Source organism: Nostoc sp. FACHB-888 (assembly GCF_014696655.1).
Taxonomy (GTDB): Bacteria; Cyanobacteriota; Cyanobacteriia; order Cyanobacteriales; family Nostocaceae; genus Nostoc.
The window spans coordinates 52,573-68,067 of sequence record NZ_JACJQM010000002.1; the positions used below are offsets into that span (position 1 = coordinate 52,573).

The 15,495-nt window shown below is 41.0% G+C and carries 18 protein-coding genes; 10 read left to right on the plus strand and 8 right to left on the minus strand.

Annotation, left to right across the window (positions count from 1 at the left end; genetic code table 11):
- Window position 1 precedes the first annotated feature (1 nt).
- Window positions 2-388: a hypothetical protein gene (locus H6G26_RS01590; protein ID WP_190727603.1), complete on the minus strand. Its 387-nt coding sequence runs from the start codon at window positions 386-388 to the stop codon at window positions 2-4.
- 484 nt (window positions 389-872) lie between these two features.
- Here H6G26_RS01590 and H6G26_RS01595 point away from each other — a divergent pair, with 484 nt between their 5' ends.
- Genes H6G26_RS01595 through H6G26_RS01605 form a run of 3 tightly spaced genes read left to right on the plus strand, consistent with a single transcriptional unit; the run spans window position 873 to window position 3,933 of the window.
- Entirely contained in the window at window positions 873-2,588 is a 1,716-nt protein-coding gene (locus tag H6G26_RS01595; protein WP_199326595.1) for a Mu transposase C-terminal domain-containing protein, read from the plus strand.
- 2 nt (window positions 2,589-2,590) lie between these two features.
- Window positions 2,591-3,427, plus strand: a complete 837-nt coding sequence (locus H6G26_RS01600) for a TniB family NTP-binding protein (RefSeq protein ID WP_190727604.1) — start codon at window positions 2,591-2,593, stop codon at window positions 3,425-3,427.
- Window positions 3,427-3,933 (plus strand): TniQ family protein, encoded by a 507-nt coding sequence (locus H6G26_RS01605; RefSeq protein ID WP_190727605.1) that lies wholly within the window; start codon window positions 3,427-3,429, stop codon window positions 3,931-3,933. The genes H6G26_RS01600 and H6G26_RS01605 overlap by 1 nt, the downstream gene beginning before the upstream one ends.
- A 153-nt stretch (window positions 3,934-4,086) precedes the next feature.
- Here the strand turns inward: H6G26_RS01605 and H6G26_RS01610 are convergent, their stop codons facing one another.
- The 3 genes from H6G26_RS01610 to H6G26_RS01620 all read right to left on the minus strand — a co-directional run bounded on the left by H6G26_RS01610 (window position 4,087) and on the right by H6G26_RS01620 (window position 5,283).
- The gene (locus H6G26_RS01610) at window positions 4,087-4,284 is read right to left on the minus strand and encodes a hypothetical protein (protein WP_118170740.1); all 198 of its coding nucleotides are present in this window, start codon (window positions 4,282-4,284) and stop codon (window positions 4,087-4,089) included.
- Between the two features lie 155 nt (window positions 4,285-4,439).
- Complete coding sequence (locus H6G26_RS01615) at window positions 4,440-4,745, minus strand: helix-turn-helix domain-containing protein (protein WP_190727606.1); 306 nt, start codon at window positions 4,743-4,745, stop codon at window positions 4,440-4,442.
- The gene (locus tag H6G26_RS01620; RefSeq protein WP_190727607.1) at window positions 4,738-5,283 is read right to left on the minus strand and encodes a hypothetical protein; all 546 of its coding nucleotides are present in this window, start codon (window positions 5,281-5,283) and stop codon (window positions 4,738-4,740) included. Before H6G26_RS01620 ends, H6G26_RS01615 begins: the two co-directional genes overlap by 8 nt.
- Window positions 5,284-5,456: 173 nt before the next feature.
- Between H6G26_RS01620 and H6G26_RS01625 the strand changes: the two genes are divergently transcribed.
- The 5 genes from H6G26_RS01625 to H6G26_RS01640 all read left to right on the plus strand — a co-directional run bounded on the left by H6G26_RS01625 (window position 5,457) and on the right by H6G26_RS01640 (window position 8,517).
- Window positions 5,457-5,630 carry a ribbon-helix-helix protein, CopG family gene (locus tag H6G26_RS01625; RefSeq protein ID WP_118170726.1) on the plus strand — a complete coding sequence of 58 codons (174 nt, stop codon included), beginning with the start codon at window positions 5,457-5,459 and terminating at the stop codon, window positions 5,628-5,630.
- A 154-nt stretch (window positions 5,631-5,784) separates the two neighbouring features.
- Complete coding sequence (locus H6G26_RS43675; RefSeq protein WP_277883752.1) at window positions 5,785-5,916, plus strand: hypothetical protein; 132 nt, start codon at window positions 5,785-5,787, stop codon at window positions 5,914-5,916.
- A 124-nt stretch (window positions 5,917-6,040) separates the two neighbouring features.
- A complete protein-coding gene (locus tag H6G26_RS01630) occupies window positions 6,041-7,051 on the plus strand; it encodes an ATP-binding protein (RefSeq protein ID WP_190727608.1) in 1,011 nt (336 codons plus the stop codon).
- Between the two features lie 19 nt (window positions 7,052-7,070).
- Window positions 7,071-8,309, plus strand: a complete 1,239-nt coding sequence (locus H6G26_RS01635) for a S8 family serine peptidase (RefSeq protein WP_242053552.1) — start codon at window positions 7,071-7,073, stop codon at window positions 8,307-8,309.
- A gap of 25 nt (window positions 8,310-8,334) precedes the next feature.
- The gene (locus H6G26_RS01640; protein ID WP_190727609.1) at window positions 8,335-8,517 is read left to right on the plus strand and encodes a hypothetical protein; all 183 of its coding nucleotides are present in this window, start codon (window positions 8,335-8,337) and stop codon (window positions 8,515-8,517) included.
- A 71-nt stretch (window positions 8,518-8,588) separates the two neighbouring features.
- Here the strand turns inward: H6G26_RS01640 and H6G26_RS01645 are convergent, their stop codons facing one another.
- Window positions 8,589-8,816 carry a hypothetical protein gene (locus H6G26_RS01645; RefSeq protein ID WP_190727610.1) on the minus strand — a complete coding sequence of 76 codons (228 nt, stop codon included), beginning with the start codon at window positions 8,814-8,816 and terminating at the stop codon, window positions 8,589-8,591.
- Window positions 8,817-9,202: 386 nt separating this feature from the next.
- Here H6G26_RS01645 and H6G26_RS01650 point away from each other — a divergent pair, with 386 nt between their 5' ends.
- Window positions 9,203-9,442 (plus strand): SocA family protein, encoded by a 240-nt coding sequence (locus tag H6G26_RS01650; protein ID WP_242053553.1) that lies wholly within the window; start codon window positions 9,203-9,205, stop codon window positions 9,440-9,442.
- A gap of 37 nt (window positions 9,443-9,479) precedes the next feature.
- On the opposite strand, the gene H6G26_RS01655 is transcribed toward H6G26_RS01650, so the two are convergent.
- The 3 genes from H6G26_RS01655 to H6G26_RS01665 form a co-directional block, all read right to left on the minus strand.
- Window positions 9,480-9,932 (minus strand): hypothetical protein, encoded by a 453-nt coding sequence (locus H6G26_RS01655; RefSeq protein ID WP_190727611.1) that lies wholly within the window; start codon window positions 9,930-9,932, stop codon window positions 9,480-9,482.
- A gap of 180 nt (window positions 9,933-10,112) precedes the next feature.
- Window positions 10,113-12,737, minus strand: coding sequence for a DEAD/DEAH box helicase family protein (locus tag H6G26_RS01660; protein WP_190727612.1), 2,625 nt, complete (start codon window positions 12,735-12,737; stop codon window positions 10,113-10,115).
- 75 nt (window positions 12,738-12,812) lie between these two features.
- Complete coding sequence (locus H6G26_RS01665; protein WP_190727613.1) at window positions 12,813-13,244, minus strand: MerR family transcriptional regulator; 432 nt, start codon at window positions 13,242-13,244, stop codon at window positions 12,813-12,815.
- 68 nt (window positions 13,245-13,312) lie between these two features.
- Between H6G26_RS01665 and cas12k the strand changes: the two genes are divergently transcribed.
- Window positions 13,313-15,223 (plus strand): type V CRISPR-associated protein Cas12k, encoded by a 1,911-nt coding sequence (cas12k, locus tag H6G26_RS01670; RefSeq protein ID WP_190727614.1) that lies wholly within the window; start codon window positions 13,313-13,315, stop codon window positions 15,221-15,223.
- The last annotated feature ends 272 nt before the right edge of the window (window positions 15,224-15,495 follow it).

Here is a 15,495-nt window from a genome sequence, read left to right on the forward strand (position 1 = left end):
CTTAATCGGAAGATTCTCCATCCCTGCGCCCAAGTTCATAAATGCCAGCGCCCATACAAGCTAATATACCCGTACTAATTCCCCAACTCTCACCTAAACTAATTTCCATAACCCAGTTACATAAAGCACCAATTACCAAAAAAGGCACAATGCTAAATAATGAAGCGTAGAAAGAGTTTTGGGATTCTCTGGCTTTACGAGTCTTTTCAAATTCTGTCTGGCTGGTATAAAGCGATCGCTCGGCAAAATTAAACCAGCGATTGAGTTGCTCGATTACCCATTCATTAACTTGCGAAAAACCTAGATATAGCGCCAATGACCACAAACTCGCTCCGGCGATCGCGATCGTGTCTAACTCAAAGCGGAAAGGCAAAATTTCAGTCAGCATTGCTTATGGGAGTCCTGCAAAGGGTTGACTTTAGCTTTTAGTAGATGCTAAATAAACCTCTTGTGCAATTTTAAGCATAAAGGTTAACCACATTTCAACTACTTAGCAAATTTCCTACTCTTTTAAGCTAGTAGTCTGCCAAGACAAGATTGAGAAACTTAGCCATTTTCTAATGACTCATCGTCTAATTCCACACCTGCAATTAGTTCTGTACATTAACTAATTATTTGTCAATTTAACAATTTTTTGTCGCAGTATTGTAAATGCGTAAAGCCCTTACATAGCAAGGATTCTGCCAGGGTTTTTCTTATTAAAGACGATTGTACCCATCCAAGTCGGTATTCACAAATTAGATGTCAAATACCAGATGTTTCACAATTTAATTGTCACTTTCCAGAAACCTGAAAATAGTGGTTTTGCATAAATTAACAAATTATTTGTCATCGAGATAGTATAATACAACTATGTTTTAATAAAACATAGTATGCAGAATACAGAATCTTCTACAACCTCTACAACTTGGGCAAGCTCCGCAGATGTGAATAACGATCTTGCTGAAGCAAACATTATTGTTTCTAAACTTTCGGATGAAGCTTTGCTGAAAATGGAGGTGATTCAAAATCTTTTAGACAATAGCGATCGCACTACATATACTCAGAAGCTCAAGGAAGCGGCAGAAAAACTTGGTAAGTCAGTACGTACAGTACGACGGCTAGTAGAGAAATGGGAACAGGAGGGTTTGGCTGGACTGGCGCAAAATCAACGGCTGGATGAAGGGAAGCACCGAGTTGATGGGAATTGGCAAGAGTTTATTTTGAATACCTATAAAGAGGGTAATAAGGAAAGTAAAAGGATGACTCGCCAGCAGGTATTTATCAAAGCTAAGGCAGAGGCTGAAGAACTGGGAGTTAAGCCTCCTTCCCACATGACGGTTTACCGAATTTTACAACCGTTAATAGATAAAATTGAGCAAGCTAAAAGTATTCGCAGTCCGGGTTGGCGTGGTTCGCGCTTATCAGTTAAAACCCGTGATGGAAAAGATTTACAGATAGAACATAGTAACCAAGTTTGGCAATGCGACCATACCCGTGTTGATGTTTTATTAGTAGATCAGCATGGCAAAATTCTTAGTCGTCCTTGGTTAACAACGGTTATTGATAGTTATTCGCGCTGCATTATGGGGATTAACTTGGGCTACGATGCACCAAGTTCTCAGGTTGTTGCTTTGGCGCTACGTCATGCAATTTTGCCCAAGCAATATGGTTCAGAATACGGATTTCACGAAGAATGGGGTACTTCTGGTTTGCCGCAACACTTCTATACAGATGGGGGTAAGGATTTTCGTTCCAACCATTTACAGCAAATAGGAGTGGAGTTAGGGTTTGTTTGTCATTTGCGCGATCGCCCTAGTGAAGGTGGTAGTGTCGAACGTCCATTTAAAACTCTAAACACAGAATTATTCTCAACTCTACAAGGATACACAGGTTCAAACGTTCAAGAGCGACCAGAGGAAGCCGAGAAAGAAGCTTGCTTAACGTTGCGGCAATTAGAGAAAATGTTAGTGCGTTACATCGTTGATAACTATAACCAGCGACTTGATGCTCGTATGGGCGATCAGACAAGATTTCAACGCTGGGAATCTGGTTTAATTGCTTCCCCTGATTTACTTTCCGAGAGGGATTTGGATATTTGCTTAATGAAGCAAACACGGCGACAAATTCAACGCGGGGGATATCTGCAATTTGAAAACTTGATGTATCGAGGTGAACTCTTAGCTGGTTACGCGGGGGAAAGTGTTGTGTTGCGATATGACCCCAGAGATATCACAAGGATTTTGGTTTACCGCACAGAAGGGGATAAAGAAGTGTTTCTTGCCCGTGCGTATGCTCAAGATTTGGAGACAGAGGAACTATCTCTAGATGAGGCAAAAGCTAGCAGTCGTAAGGTCAGAGAAGCGGGTAAGGCTGTAAGCAATCGCTCAATTTTGGCTGAAGTTAGAGAACGCGAAACATTCCAAACTCAAAAGAAAACTAAAAAAGAGCGTCAGAAAGTAGAACAGGCTGAGGTCAAAAAAGCTAAACAACTTATACCTGTTGAGCCAGAGTCATCAGGAGAGGCAGTATCTCTTGACAGCGAACCTGAGCAAGAGATGCCAGAAGTTTTTGATTACGAACAAATGCGTGAAGATTACGGGTGGTAAAAATGACTTTACAAGAAGCTCAAGCAGTTGCTCAACAATTGGGTGATATTCCCGTTAATAGCGACAAATTACAGGCGGAGATTCAACGATTAAATCGTAAAGGTTTTGTCCCACTCGAACAAGTGCAAATTCTCCATAATTGGTTGGAAGGAAAACGCCAATCAAGGCAATCTGGTCGTGTGGTAGGTGAATCGAGGACGGGTAAAACTATGGGTTGTGATGCCTATAGGCTTAGGAATAAACCCTCTCAAGTTGCAGGAAAGCCCCCAATTGTACCTGTGGCTTATATCCAAATTCCCCAAGAGTGCGGTGCTAAGGAATTATTTGGGGTAATTATGGAGCATTTGAAATATCAGGTAACTAAAGGAACGGTAGCAGAAATTCGAGATAGAACGCTGCGGGTTCTTAAAGGTTGCGGGGTGGAGATGTTGATTATTGATGAAGCTGACCGCTTTAAGCCGAAAACTTTTGCCGAAGTGCGTGATATTTTTGACAGGTTGGAAATAGCAGTTATTTTGGTAGGAACTGACCGCTTAGATGCAGTGATTAAGCGCGATGAACAGGTTTACAACCGTTTTCGGTCTTGTCACCGTTTTGGAAAGATGTCAGGGGAAGACTTTAAACGAACTGTAGATATTTGGGAGAAGCAAATACTCCGATTGCCAGTTGCTTCCAACCTTTCGAGTAAGACGATGTTGAAGACGTTGGGGGACGCAACTGGAGGTTATATCGGTTTGATGGATATGATTCTGCGAGAGACTGCAATCCGGGCTTTAAAAAAGGGACTGCAAAAAATTGACTTGGGAACTTTGAAGGAAGTAGCTGCTGAATACAAGTGATGGAAGCGGAAAATATTAAGCCTTGGCTGTTTAGAGTTCAACCATATCAAGGAGAAAGCCTGAGTTATTTTTTGGGTCGCTTTCGACGGGCAAATGATTTAACCCCTACTGGATTAGGTAAAGCAGCAGAAGTTGGGGGTGCGATCGCCCGATGGGAAAAGTTTCGGTTTAATCCCCCACCATCTCGCCAGCAGTTAGAGGCGTTGGCTAAGGTTGTGAGGCTTGATGCCGACAGGTTAGCGCAGATGTTACCGCCTGCTGGGGTGGGAATGAAGCTTGAGCCGATTCGGTTATGTGCTGCTTGTTATGTTGAGTCACCTTGTCACAAGATTGAATGGCAGTTGAAGATAACACAAGAGTGCGATCGCCACAAATTAAGTTTGCTTTCAGAATGTCCAAACTGTGGGGCAAGATTTAAGATTCCAGCAGCGTGGGTGGATGGTTGGTGTCAACGGTGTTTTCTGAGTTTTGCCGATATGGTAAAGTATCAAAAGTCTTATCGATGACGGAGTTTGTGCAAACATAGTAGTACTTTTCAAATATTAGCTACAAATCATCCCCCATTGCTTTCATGGAAAAAAAGGAGCAAGGGGGATATCGTATGTTTCAACAAAGAAGAGAATTCGCTACAAGTTAAGTTGACTTCCAGAACGACAAAATCATGGGGTAATTTGCTCTGGTTGCTCGACTGCTGGATTGAAAATGATTGTGAAAGTTGCACTTGGTATCAGTCGATGTAGAGCTTGTGAATGAGCCTCTGCGTCACTGCGGCGACGAAAACGAGCAACTATTTGATGTTGCATACTAGGAAAATGGCGGACTATACACCAAGGATTTAGCTTTTCAATGTAGGTCATAAAAACCTCCTGATCATACTTATGATTAGCTAGTAAATTGCAGTCGAATAAGACAAAAGTGACTTAAACATTCTCAAAACTAAAGCCACCCTACTGTGAGAGTGGCTGGTAAAAAAATGTCAGGATGACATTGCAATTGGTTGACTTTTCGATTCCTACTTATGCCCTGTGAGAGAACAGAGTATATTCAGACATTCTTCGGGAATTTCCTCAAAGTGTTCTAGCAGGAAGTCCATCAGAGCAAGATGGCGTAAATCACTGGGCATGGGACTGCGGTAATTGCGACCCTTGGAAAACCAACGCCGGACAGTTGAGAGTGAACGAGAGCAAATACGAGCGATCGCTTCATGATTGACATCCCATTTGGCATAAAATTTATTGGGTGTCATTCCTAGTTGACAATGGCTGTAAAGGTCAATCAGGTTTTGCTCACGTTCTTGTAGAGGGCGGGGATTAGTCATATACTGGCTCTCCTTCCAGTGCTTCTAAATCCTCCTCCCAAGCAATATCGGCAGATGTCCAAGCTGCATTGAGGCTGTCTTTGCTTAACCAAATTAGGTAGCACCAACTCCAGCAGCAAAGATGGGGAGCAAAGCTATAAAATCTGCCGATCGCAGTTCCCCAATCAGTGTCAGAACCAATCCAACGCAATTTGTCGCCATATAAGAAGCGGGGTGTCTTTGCTGTAGTAGGAAAGTCATCGGGTAAATCAACAGAACTAGCAGAAAATTTCTGGTTGATTATTCTTGGGAATAAATCCTGGCGATTGAGCGCGATGCCTTCGGCAAGGCTAGGAGCCAACGCACTCAAATAACTAGCAACTAATTCAGCATCAAGACTCTGAGTTAATTGGGAAATCAATAACGCTGCTAAAGTTTGTTGTTCTTGCTGTTCACAATAATTGCTGAGTTTCGCCAATAGTTCAGCAATACCGAAGTCATCTAAAGCTTGTAGATAACTTGTGTGTTCATCTGTTTTGTGGCAAACAGGTCTTAACATGGAATATGTCTCCTGTGAGAAGGAGCCAGAAGCCAGTGCGTCAGCCCTGAGAAAGTTGCGCCCTGGCTTTTGACTTATCAGTAATTATACATAAATTTTATGTGCTTATATTTAAATTTATTTGTTTTTAGTGATTTAATATAAAAACACATAGAGAAGCTGATAATAGTCACATGGGAAAAGTAACATTGAGTATTTACATGGAAGAAGAAGACAAAGAAGCTCTGCAACAACTGGCGGATGCAGAGGAGCGTTCTTTGTCGCAAATGGCAGTGTTAATTCTGAAACGAGCTATTAAACAAGCGCAGGCGGATGGAACAATTTCGCCGCCTGGTAAGGGCAAGTGAGGCGATCGCGTATTGTGTTTGCAGAAGATAGACTGTCCCTTCGATGAAGCGGCTTGGGACTGTAAATTAATGTTTACTTAGAATGCGATCGCCATGAGTTAAGCTTGCTTTCAGAATGTCCCAATTGTGGGGCTAGGTTTAAGGTTCCAGCACGATGGATGGATGCGTGGTGTCAGAGGTGTTTTACGCCGTTTGTCGATATGGCAAAGTGTCAGAAGCATTGGAGCAAGAACAACTAGATAATCCAGTAGAAAAAGCTGCCCCAGTTAGAGAACTTGAGGAATGATTCCTGTCAGATGTAATATTTCAGTGCTAAGATAAGTAGCCTTTTGGGTCTTTAAACTTTTTAGTAGTACAAAAATACTATAATAAATTAGGGTACATAAAGTATCCAATCCTGGTTCTAAAGTATGGCACGTGGCGAAATTCTCAGAAAACTCTTCAAAAGCTTCTCTCGCAATGAGAGAGAAGAGTTTTTGGCTGCGGCTATGGAACTTATTGAGGAAGAAAAGAATAAAAACCATATCCTACTTGCTAGAGATTTAGAAAAACTGCTTCAAAATGGCTATGGATACACCAAACCCTTAGCTTCTAACCTGGCTCCCTACAACCAGTTTTCTGAACCCCCTAAAGATAAAGATACTGGGCTTGCCTTACTTGAGGTAAAACAATTCGATCTTACATGGGATCACATTGTCGTGAGTGAGAAAATTTTTGATACACTGCAAGAAATCGTCCTCGAAAACCGTAAGCAAGATATACTCGCAGCCTATAACCTCAAGCCCAAAAACAAATTGCTATTCTGTGGGCCACCTGGCTGTGGCAAAACTCAAACTGCAAAAGTCCTCTCCAGCGCACTAGGGCTGCCACTCGTTTACGTAAACCTAACGGCAGTATTTTCCTCTTACTTAGGTGAAACTGCAACCAATCTTCAGAAAATTTTTACGTACATTGAAAAGGGAGAATGGCTTGTTTTGTTTGATGAGTTTGATGCGATCGCCCGCGATCGCGACAATTTAAATGAACATGGTGAAGTTAAACGGTTAGTCAATAGTTTGCTACAACTCATCGATAATGCGACTAATCAAAGTATATTTGTCGCCGCCACCAATCATGAGAAACTATTGGACAGCGCTGTTTGGCGACGATTTGATGAAGTTATTTTCTTTGATAACCCATCGGTTGAACTGCGGACGGCTCTTTTAAATCGTTACTTATCTGCTATCCGTTATACTGCTATTAATCTGTCTACCTTTGCTGAACGACTTGATAATGCTACTGGAGCAGATATAGAGCGTATATGCTCTGATGCGATTAAAGCCGTAATTCTACGGGGTGAACGTACCTTGACTGGTGATGATTTAGAGGTTGCGATAGGGCGTTTTTTAGAAAGGCAAAGTATAATAGCAAACTCAAAATAATTATTTACTTCGAACCACAATGGGGAATCAGTTTGAACACCTGAGATTACCGAGAATAATAAACATTGAATTACCTCGACGATCTAGTAGTGGTTTTAGTGGTACAAAACGTACTGATATCAGTGAACACGGTAAGCAGCTATTAGGTCAAATTTCTAGCCTTATTGAGCCTGTTAAGCAAAAGACTAGCCCTTTCCGTCTTGACCCAAAATTGATTTTTAAGATCAAAGTTGCTGAAAAACATTCTTTTTCAGATAACTTGGTAACTCAAACAGGACTAAATGTTTTAGCGCGTGAACCCAATAAAGCTATTGTTGTCTTCTCATCCGACAATGAGCTAACAGAGTTCAAGAAGCGGTTAGAAAATTATAGTCAGATCAAAGACGGCCCCAAATATGAATACTTAGGGGCAATCGATGAGCTAGTTCCCCTCGAACCTGAAGATCGCATTGGTCGTCTGTTAGATATAAAGCGTGTACAACCTGGTGAACTTGCCGCTTTAGATTTAGAACTTTGGCACACGGGCGATCGCAAAGAAATGCGAAAGTATTTAGATGATATTGCCGATGTCCTAGAAAGTTTAACCAGCAATACTGCTCCTATGAGAATGAGTGATAGCTACATAGGTGACTATATCTGTATTGCTCGGATTAAAGTTACTGAAGAAATTTTAAATCTTTTGCTACTAGAGGAAATTGTTAAAGAAATTGATCGCCCTCCCCAACCTGCTTTTGAGACAACTGCTGACTATAATCTGCCAATTTCTAATTTTCCCGAAGTTGTTCCCCCACCTGAAGATAATTGTGGCATTCTTGTTATCGACTCTGGCGTACCACGCGGTCATCCGTTGATTGCTCCGGTATTGGGTGAGGCTGAAGTATTCCCAGATGCAAAACGGCAATTTATAAAAGGTGGCGCGGACGATGTACATGGACATGGTACAAGTGTCGCTGGTATTGCTGTCTATGGAAATGTTGATAACTGCATTCAACAGCGTTCCTTTGATCCAACAGCTTGGTTATTTTCTGCTCGTGTAACAGACGAGAATAACAAATATGATGAGGATCTTCTCTTAGAAACTCAACTTGATGAAGCCATTCGTGCTTTTGTTGAACAGTATTCTAATTGCAAAGTCATCAATATCTCGCTAGGTAATGATGAACAAATTTACCGAAATGGTCTAAAGCAGTTTCGGCTAGCTGCCAAGATAGATGAAATTGCGTATCAATACCAACGGACAAGTGGAAATAACGTCTAGAGCTACAAAATATAATGATGGGCCTATGACTCTAATTGTGAGTTGCAACCGTAAATGGGCTAATCCAGATGAAATAGAAATGCAACGTTATGCCTTAGTCGCCTCCATTAGCCATTCCGATCCTCAAGTTAATTTATACAATCGGATGAGACTCCAGATTAACCAGAGAAGTGATAGAGAGCAAGAGCGACAACGAGGAAGAGTTTAATTGATAATGTAGTAATGGGAGTCAGCGCACCATAACTTTATAATAAACAGGTATTACATCTTGACTTGTTTTTAAGGATGCGATCGCATCTCCCAACCCAAACCCCACAAGTTCAAGCGATCGCTCCATGAATTTGTCTTCCTAGTCCCTGCTGAACTAATCAACTTACAGCAATACATGAGATGCTTAGTGGTGGTCTCTGTGAGAAAACCACACCAAACGGGAAACAAAGTGTTTGATGATTCTTGTAAAGGTGCGATCGCCTCGCCACAAATAAAGCTTGCTGTCAGAATGTCCAAAGTGTAGGGCTAGATTCAAAATTTCGGCGTTGTGGGCTGACGATTGGTATCAAAGGCGCTTTCTGCCGTTCACGGAAATGGTAAAGTGGCAAAAGGTTATTCAGCCAAACACGACAGGCCCATGAGATAACAACACATTAAATTTTAGTCAAGAATTGTTTATTCATATCAATTCTATACTATATACTAGTACATATAAACTAGTTACAGCTAGCTAGTAAGCAAAAAAAGTGTCAGGAGTTGGATCAAAACAACTATAATTAAGCGATCTAAACTTATTAAAACTCTTTATAAAGCTTTGAATCAAAATACTTTTAAATACCTGTATCCATCTATATGTGTTAGTTCATACAAGTATTTTATGATTGTCAGCAGAGAGAAGGGTTATGTTGGATAAACTCATAAAATATTTTGTCTACGCGACAAAAGGGTATATTACAAAAACACAGCTAATCAAATTTTTGTATTTAGCTGATATTTACTCTGTTAAGTGGACGGGGAAGCAACTGACTGATCTAGATTGGTGTTATTATCAATTTGGCCCTTGGAATGAGGGTATAGATGCTGCTTTAAATGAAATGAATGGGAAAGAGATTATTCAAGAATCTCAGTATAATGATAAATAAGACATTTAACGCTAATAACTATTTTCCATAGACATTTTCACGGTACAGTGAATCTATGTTGCAGTTTATGCCGCCCTGATGCTGGATCAAATTCGCGCTGAATATCATCTCTATCTGAACGCCCCAGTCTTCCCCATGTAGTCATTTCTTGAGGCTTATCGCTAATATCGAACCCATTATTTAATTTAATACCCATAAGATTGCTAATCAGATAACGATCATGAAATTTATCCCAAATAAAAATTTTTACAGTAAGTCCTGCTGTATTAATTACACCAGATAATTTACTGCTAAAATCTGCTTCATATTGACTTTTTGTTATAGAGTCTGCTAAATGGCATATATGAATTTCAATATCTGGTGGTTCATCAGGATTTATAATTGCTGCCAGTAATTTATTAAATTCCCTGTAGCCATGCTTCACTGGATCAAAATAGGGATCGATAAACATAATGGAATTGGCATGGCCGTGACGGCCAACAATATTCATCTTTTTTCATGCAGGTTTGAAGATAAGCACGCCATTCACCTTTTCTTAGATCCCGAACTAATGCTTCTTCAAGGACTACATCTTTAATATATTCAATACGTGCGCTACATAATTCAGGGTAATCGTAGCAGTTAGCGTCAAAAATATCAGGAATTAAAGCGTATTCAACTAACATATTAATTAAAATATCTCATCTAATTCTTCTTCAAAAAATCCTCCTGGCCATGCTTTGACAAGTTCACCTCTCTTGTTCAAAGGCATTTCGCGCACCATACTACCCTCACTGTCTGCTTCTACAAACAATATACAAACATCTTCTGGTCGCACGGGTAGACAACCTTCTGGGAGTTCGTTATTAAAGGTTTCTCTTATCCGCCGCATAATTCGCAGAAGTAAATGTTCACTGTGAGTTTCCAATATAAAAGTGTTTTTTTGTCCTCCAAGTGCAGACTGAATGAACACATCCCCTAATTCTGCTTGCAGTTTTGGATGTAGATGAATTTCTGGCTGTTCAATGGCAACCAAAGCATCAGATAGACCATAGCAAGATACAAGAATCGGAATAACTTGACTAATACCAATTCCTACGTCGCGGTGACTGACTGGTGTTTTAGTTCTCTTGTCAATCAGAACTAAATCAGAAATGCGATCGCCTCCTGAAGTCATTTCCTGTACCCAAGTTTCTGATAAGCTATCAGTATCAGTGAGCATAGAAACCAGTTGTTCAACTTCGGGTAGAACACTATCAGAATTCAGGTCAATACCCACAGCTTCAAAATCACCTCTTATCCTTTCAATCTCTTCTTGGATATCATTCCCAAATCCAGCAGCATGGACAATCAGCTTAGTGGTTAAATCATGTAAAGTTTTAGCAATTCGGGGGTAAAGTTCAGCAGCAAGTTGAGAATCTGGCAAAAGACTACGCACCACTAACTCATAAGGGGATTTCATCCTGTCGCTATCTCCCAGCCAAGCATTCACCTTTTGGCGTACCTCAGCGTTATTTAAGAGGATGTCCCAAGCATAACCACCGCCAGCATACCAGTTAGCATCTTGCTGCCGAGAAAACGCAAAATGTCGAGGTGGGTAGGTGCGAAATGGCCCTAAATACCTGAGTTTTCCAATATCTCGTTCTACAGTCTCGGTAATTGCTCCGATCAATTCGCTGAGTCTGTAAGGGAGAATCAGACGCACCGTGTCAGCTAAATCCTGTTGTCCTGGCTTAGGATTAAGTTTAGGAATTGATATATCCCCTTCATCTCCAACTTGAATTTTTGTTGGTAGTAAGCGAGAAACCCGTGCTGTAATTTCTGGAACAAGTTCATAGATTGCTTGCTCAATTTCTTCCCGATCCTCTGGATTTACTTTCAGGGTAAATGTATTCGCTTCTAAGATTGCTTGAATCAAGTTGCTGAGAATTGGGTTTTGGTAATCGAGGCGATCTAACTGAAGCTTTCCTTGAGGACGAGAACTCATACTTAAAACTTGTTTGCCATCCGCTTCAATAAAGAAAGACCTTACTTTTACCCTTCCTTTTCCTAAAGGATGTAATTCGTTCAGATATCTGGTTAACCGTGCCGCATGATTTTTTGTCAAAGCAAATACTATTGATTTACCAGGCCCAATCTTTTGTCCTGGTGCTAATTCTTGATAATTCTCCCAAGCCAGTCTGTCAAATTCCTGCATCATGAGACGGTTACTCGCCTCATTAGTCCACTTACGTTCAAAGGCTGCTGGGTCATAATAAACCTCATCAACTTCAGCACCTTCAGCAATAATTTCAGTTATACCAGTAGCGAACCGATAAGGAACAAGATACTTTTGTTCAAATGCCGTTTGAATAGAGTAAGTAAAATCTGGCTGTTCATTCCGGCAGTTGTAGAAATCAAAAGTATTACGTTCAATGTAAGCTGCTGGCGTAGCAGTTAAACCAATATGAAACGCATCAAAATGAGTAAGTGCTGTCTGCCAAATACCATAAATAGAACGGTGACATTCATCAGCCACAACAGCATCAAAATAGCCACTAGTAAACTCCCGATAACGGCTAATCATTGTTTGGAGTAAGCAAACCGTAATTTGCTGCTCTTGCCGGATCACACTCGGCTTGAGCCAGTAGCTACCATACTGATTTAAAACATCTTGAATTGCTTCTATTGCCTGTTTAGCTAATTGCTCCCTATCCACTAAAAACAGGATTTTTTCTGTATATCCCGATTGAATCAAGCGTTTTAATTGCAAGCAAATTAAATCAGTTTTACCTGTTCCGGTAGGTAGTTCCAGTAAAAATCGCCGCTTCCCCAATTCAACCGCATGGTCAATTGCTTGCATAGTTTCCCTTTGATAGGGACGAACTAAGCGAATTTCTCCTTGTCGAGTGTAATACTCAGGAATTTCAATAGTAGCCAGAGGTTGACGGGTTGAGCGCATTTCAACCAATCGCTCTAAATCTCGCCGTGAGAAAAAAGAATTAACGATCCGGGCATCATCGTTTTGATAGTCCCAGAAATAAATCAGTTCGCCATTACTGAGAAAAATAAATGGTGCTTGAAGTTGCTGGGCGTAGGGAAGTGCTTGGTTTTTAGCAACATAAGGCTCAATAGCACGCTTCTTAGCTTCAATCACAGCCAAGGGACGACCTCTTTGGTCAAGTAGTACATAATCGGCTTTACCTCTCCTCCTATCTGCCATTTGAGCCGAAACCTCAGTCATTACCTGAGATTTATCAGCAGGGTTCCATCCTGCTTGACGGAGAAGATCATCAATATTAATACGTGCGTCTGTTTCTTTGCTAAGGTCGCTCATCAACTCACTCCTGTCTTACCAAAGTTAGCACGAAGCCCTGAGCGTAAATGCCATTTTCGCTTTATCCCAGAAGTTCTAACTTTTTCCCAACTTTAGTGCCAACTTTTGATAAATTTCGTCCAACCACACGGGAATTACAGGTTTACCTGCATCCAAAGATGCGATCGCCTTTTTTCTGTCAAACTCTACAAGCTCAAGCGATCGCTTCTGCACTTCCGACAACAGCATAAACCGCTTGCCTTTACCTGAAATAAATAGCTCCGGCTCTTGGTCTTTCAGCTTTTTCAGCGTGGTGCTGGCTATGTCAAAACTTAACCCTACAGATAACCAATATGACATTGCAGCCAGTTCCAGCAAGTTTGATTTTGAGTAATAAATACTACGTCCAGTTCCAGTCTCACTGATGACAGGAACAATCACCCCCCTTTCTCGCCAATACTGTAGCTGACGAAGGGTGCAGCCTGTGATTTCAGCCGCTTCCTTGCTTGTAAAAAATGTCTCCTGCATACAATTTATTTTACAGAAGATTTGTTTAATACAAATATGTTAGTATTAAACAATATTGTTTTAAGCCGATGAGCCAAATCACTATTCAGTGTCGTCTTGTAGCCTCAGAGTCATCACGCCACCAACTATGGAAGTTGATGGCAGAGCTAAATACGCCACTGATTAATGAACTACTACGTCAGGTAAGTCAACACCCAGAGTTTGAGACTTGGCGACAAAAGGGCAAACACCCCACTAGTATTGTCAAAGAACTCTACCAACCTTTGAAAACTGACCCTCGCTTTATTGGTCAGCCTGGACGGTTTTACGCGAGTGCGATCACATTGGTGAACTACATATATAAATCATGGTTTGCGCTAATGAAGCGATCGCAGTTCCAACTAGAAGGTAAAATTCGCTGGTTGGAAATGCTTAACAGTGATGTTGAATTGGTAGAAACTAGTGGTATCAGCTTAGACAGTCTTCGCATTAAAGCTGCTGAAGTTTTGGCTCAACTTACTCCCCTCAATACTGCTGAAACTCAATCAACGAATTTAAAAAAAGCTAAAAAGCGCAAAAAATCTCAAACTTCAGATAGCGATCGCGGTTTATCAAAGAATTTATTTGAGGCTTACGGCAACACAGAAGATAACTTGACTCGTTGTGCTATCAGCTATTTGCTCAAAAATGGTTGTAAAATCAACGATAAAGAGGAAGACGCTGAAAAATTTGCTCAACGCCGTCGTAAAATTAAAATTCAGATTGAACGTCTCAGAGAACAGTTAGAAACACGAATTCCCAAAGGACGAGATTTAACCGATGCTAAATGGTTAGGAACTCTTGTTGTTGCTACCCAAGATGTTCCAACAAATGAAACCGAGGCAAAATCTTGGCAAGACAGCCTTTTAAGGCAATCTAACAAAGTACCTTTCCCGGTAGTTTACGAAACCAACGAAGACATGACTTGGTTTAAAAACCAGTTTGGGCGCATCTGTGTAAAATTCAACGGACTGAGTGAGCATAGCTTTCAAGTCTATTGTGACTCTCGCCAACTCCACTGGTTTAAACGCTTCCTAGAAGATCAACAAATTAAGAAAAATAGCAAAAACCAACATTCTAGCAGCCTGTTCACACTCCGTAGTGGGCGTATTGCTTGGCAAGAAGAAGAAGGTAAAGGCGATCCTTGGAAGGTTAACCACTTAACCCTCTACTGTTCTGTAGACACACGCCTGTGGACGACTGAAGGAACCAATCAAGTAAAGGAAGAGAAAGCCGAAGAAATAGCTAAAACTATCACTAATACCAAAGCCAAAGGCGACCTTAATGAAAAACAGCAAGCTCATATAAAACGGAAAAACTCTACCTTAGACAGAATTAATAACCCTTTCCCTCGCCCCACGAAACCTTTATATAAAGGACAATCTCATATTCTTGTCGGTGTTAGCCTCGGTTTAGAAAAGCCCGCAACAGTAGCAATAGTAGACGGAACTACAGGTAAAGTCCTTACTTATTGCAGCATTAGACAACTACTTGGTGAGAACTACAAACTGCTAAATCGACAGCGACAGCAAAAGCACTATTTATCCCATCAACGCCAAGTAGCTCAAACGCTTGCTGCACCAAATCAATTTGGAGAATCGGAGTTAGGAGAATATATTGACAGATTACTGGCGAAAGAGATTATTGCGATCGCTCAAACTTACTCTGCTGGAAGTATTGTTCTACCTAAGTTGGACAATATGCGAGAGCAAGTTCAGAGTGAGATTCAAGCCAAAGCCGAGCAAAAATCAGAATTACTAGAAGTTCAAAAACAATATGCCAAACAATATCGAGTTAGCGTCCATCAATGGAGCTACGGTAGATTGATTTCTATCGTTCAAAGTCAAGCGGCTAAAACCGGAATTGTCATAGAGGAGTCAAAACATCCGATTCGAGGTAGTCCACAGGAGAAAGCGAAAGAATTAGCGATGGCTGCTTACTATTCCCGCAAAATAAACTGATTGACAAAACACTGAACCTTGACAATAAAATAAGAAAATTCAACAGCGCCGCAGTTCATGCTTGTTACAAGCCTCTGTGCTGTGTAAATTTGGGTTAGTTTGACTGCTGTTAAACAACAGTCTTGCTTTCTGACCCTGGTAGCTGCCCACCTTGATGCTGCTATCCCTTGTGGATAGGAATTAGGTGCGCCCCCAGTAATAGAGGTGCGGGTTTACCGCAGTGGTGGCTACTGAATCACCTCCGACCAAGGAGGAACCCACCTTAATTATTT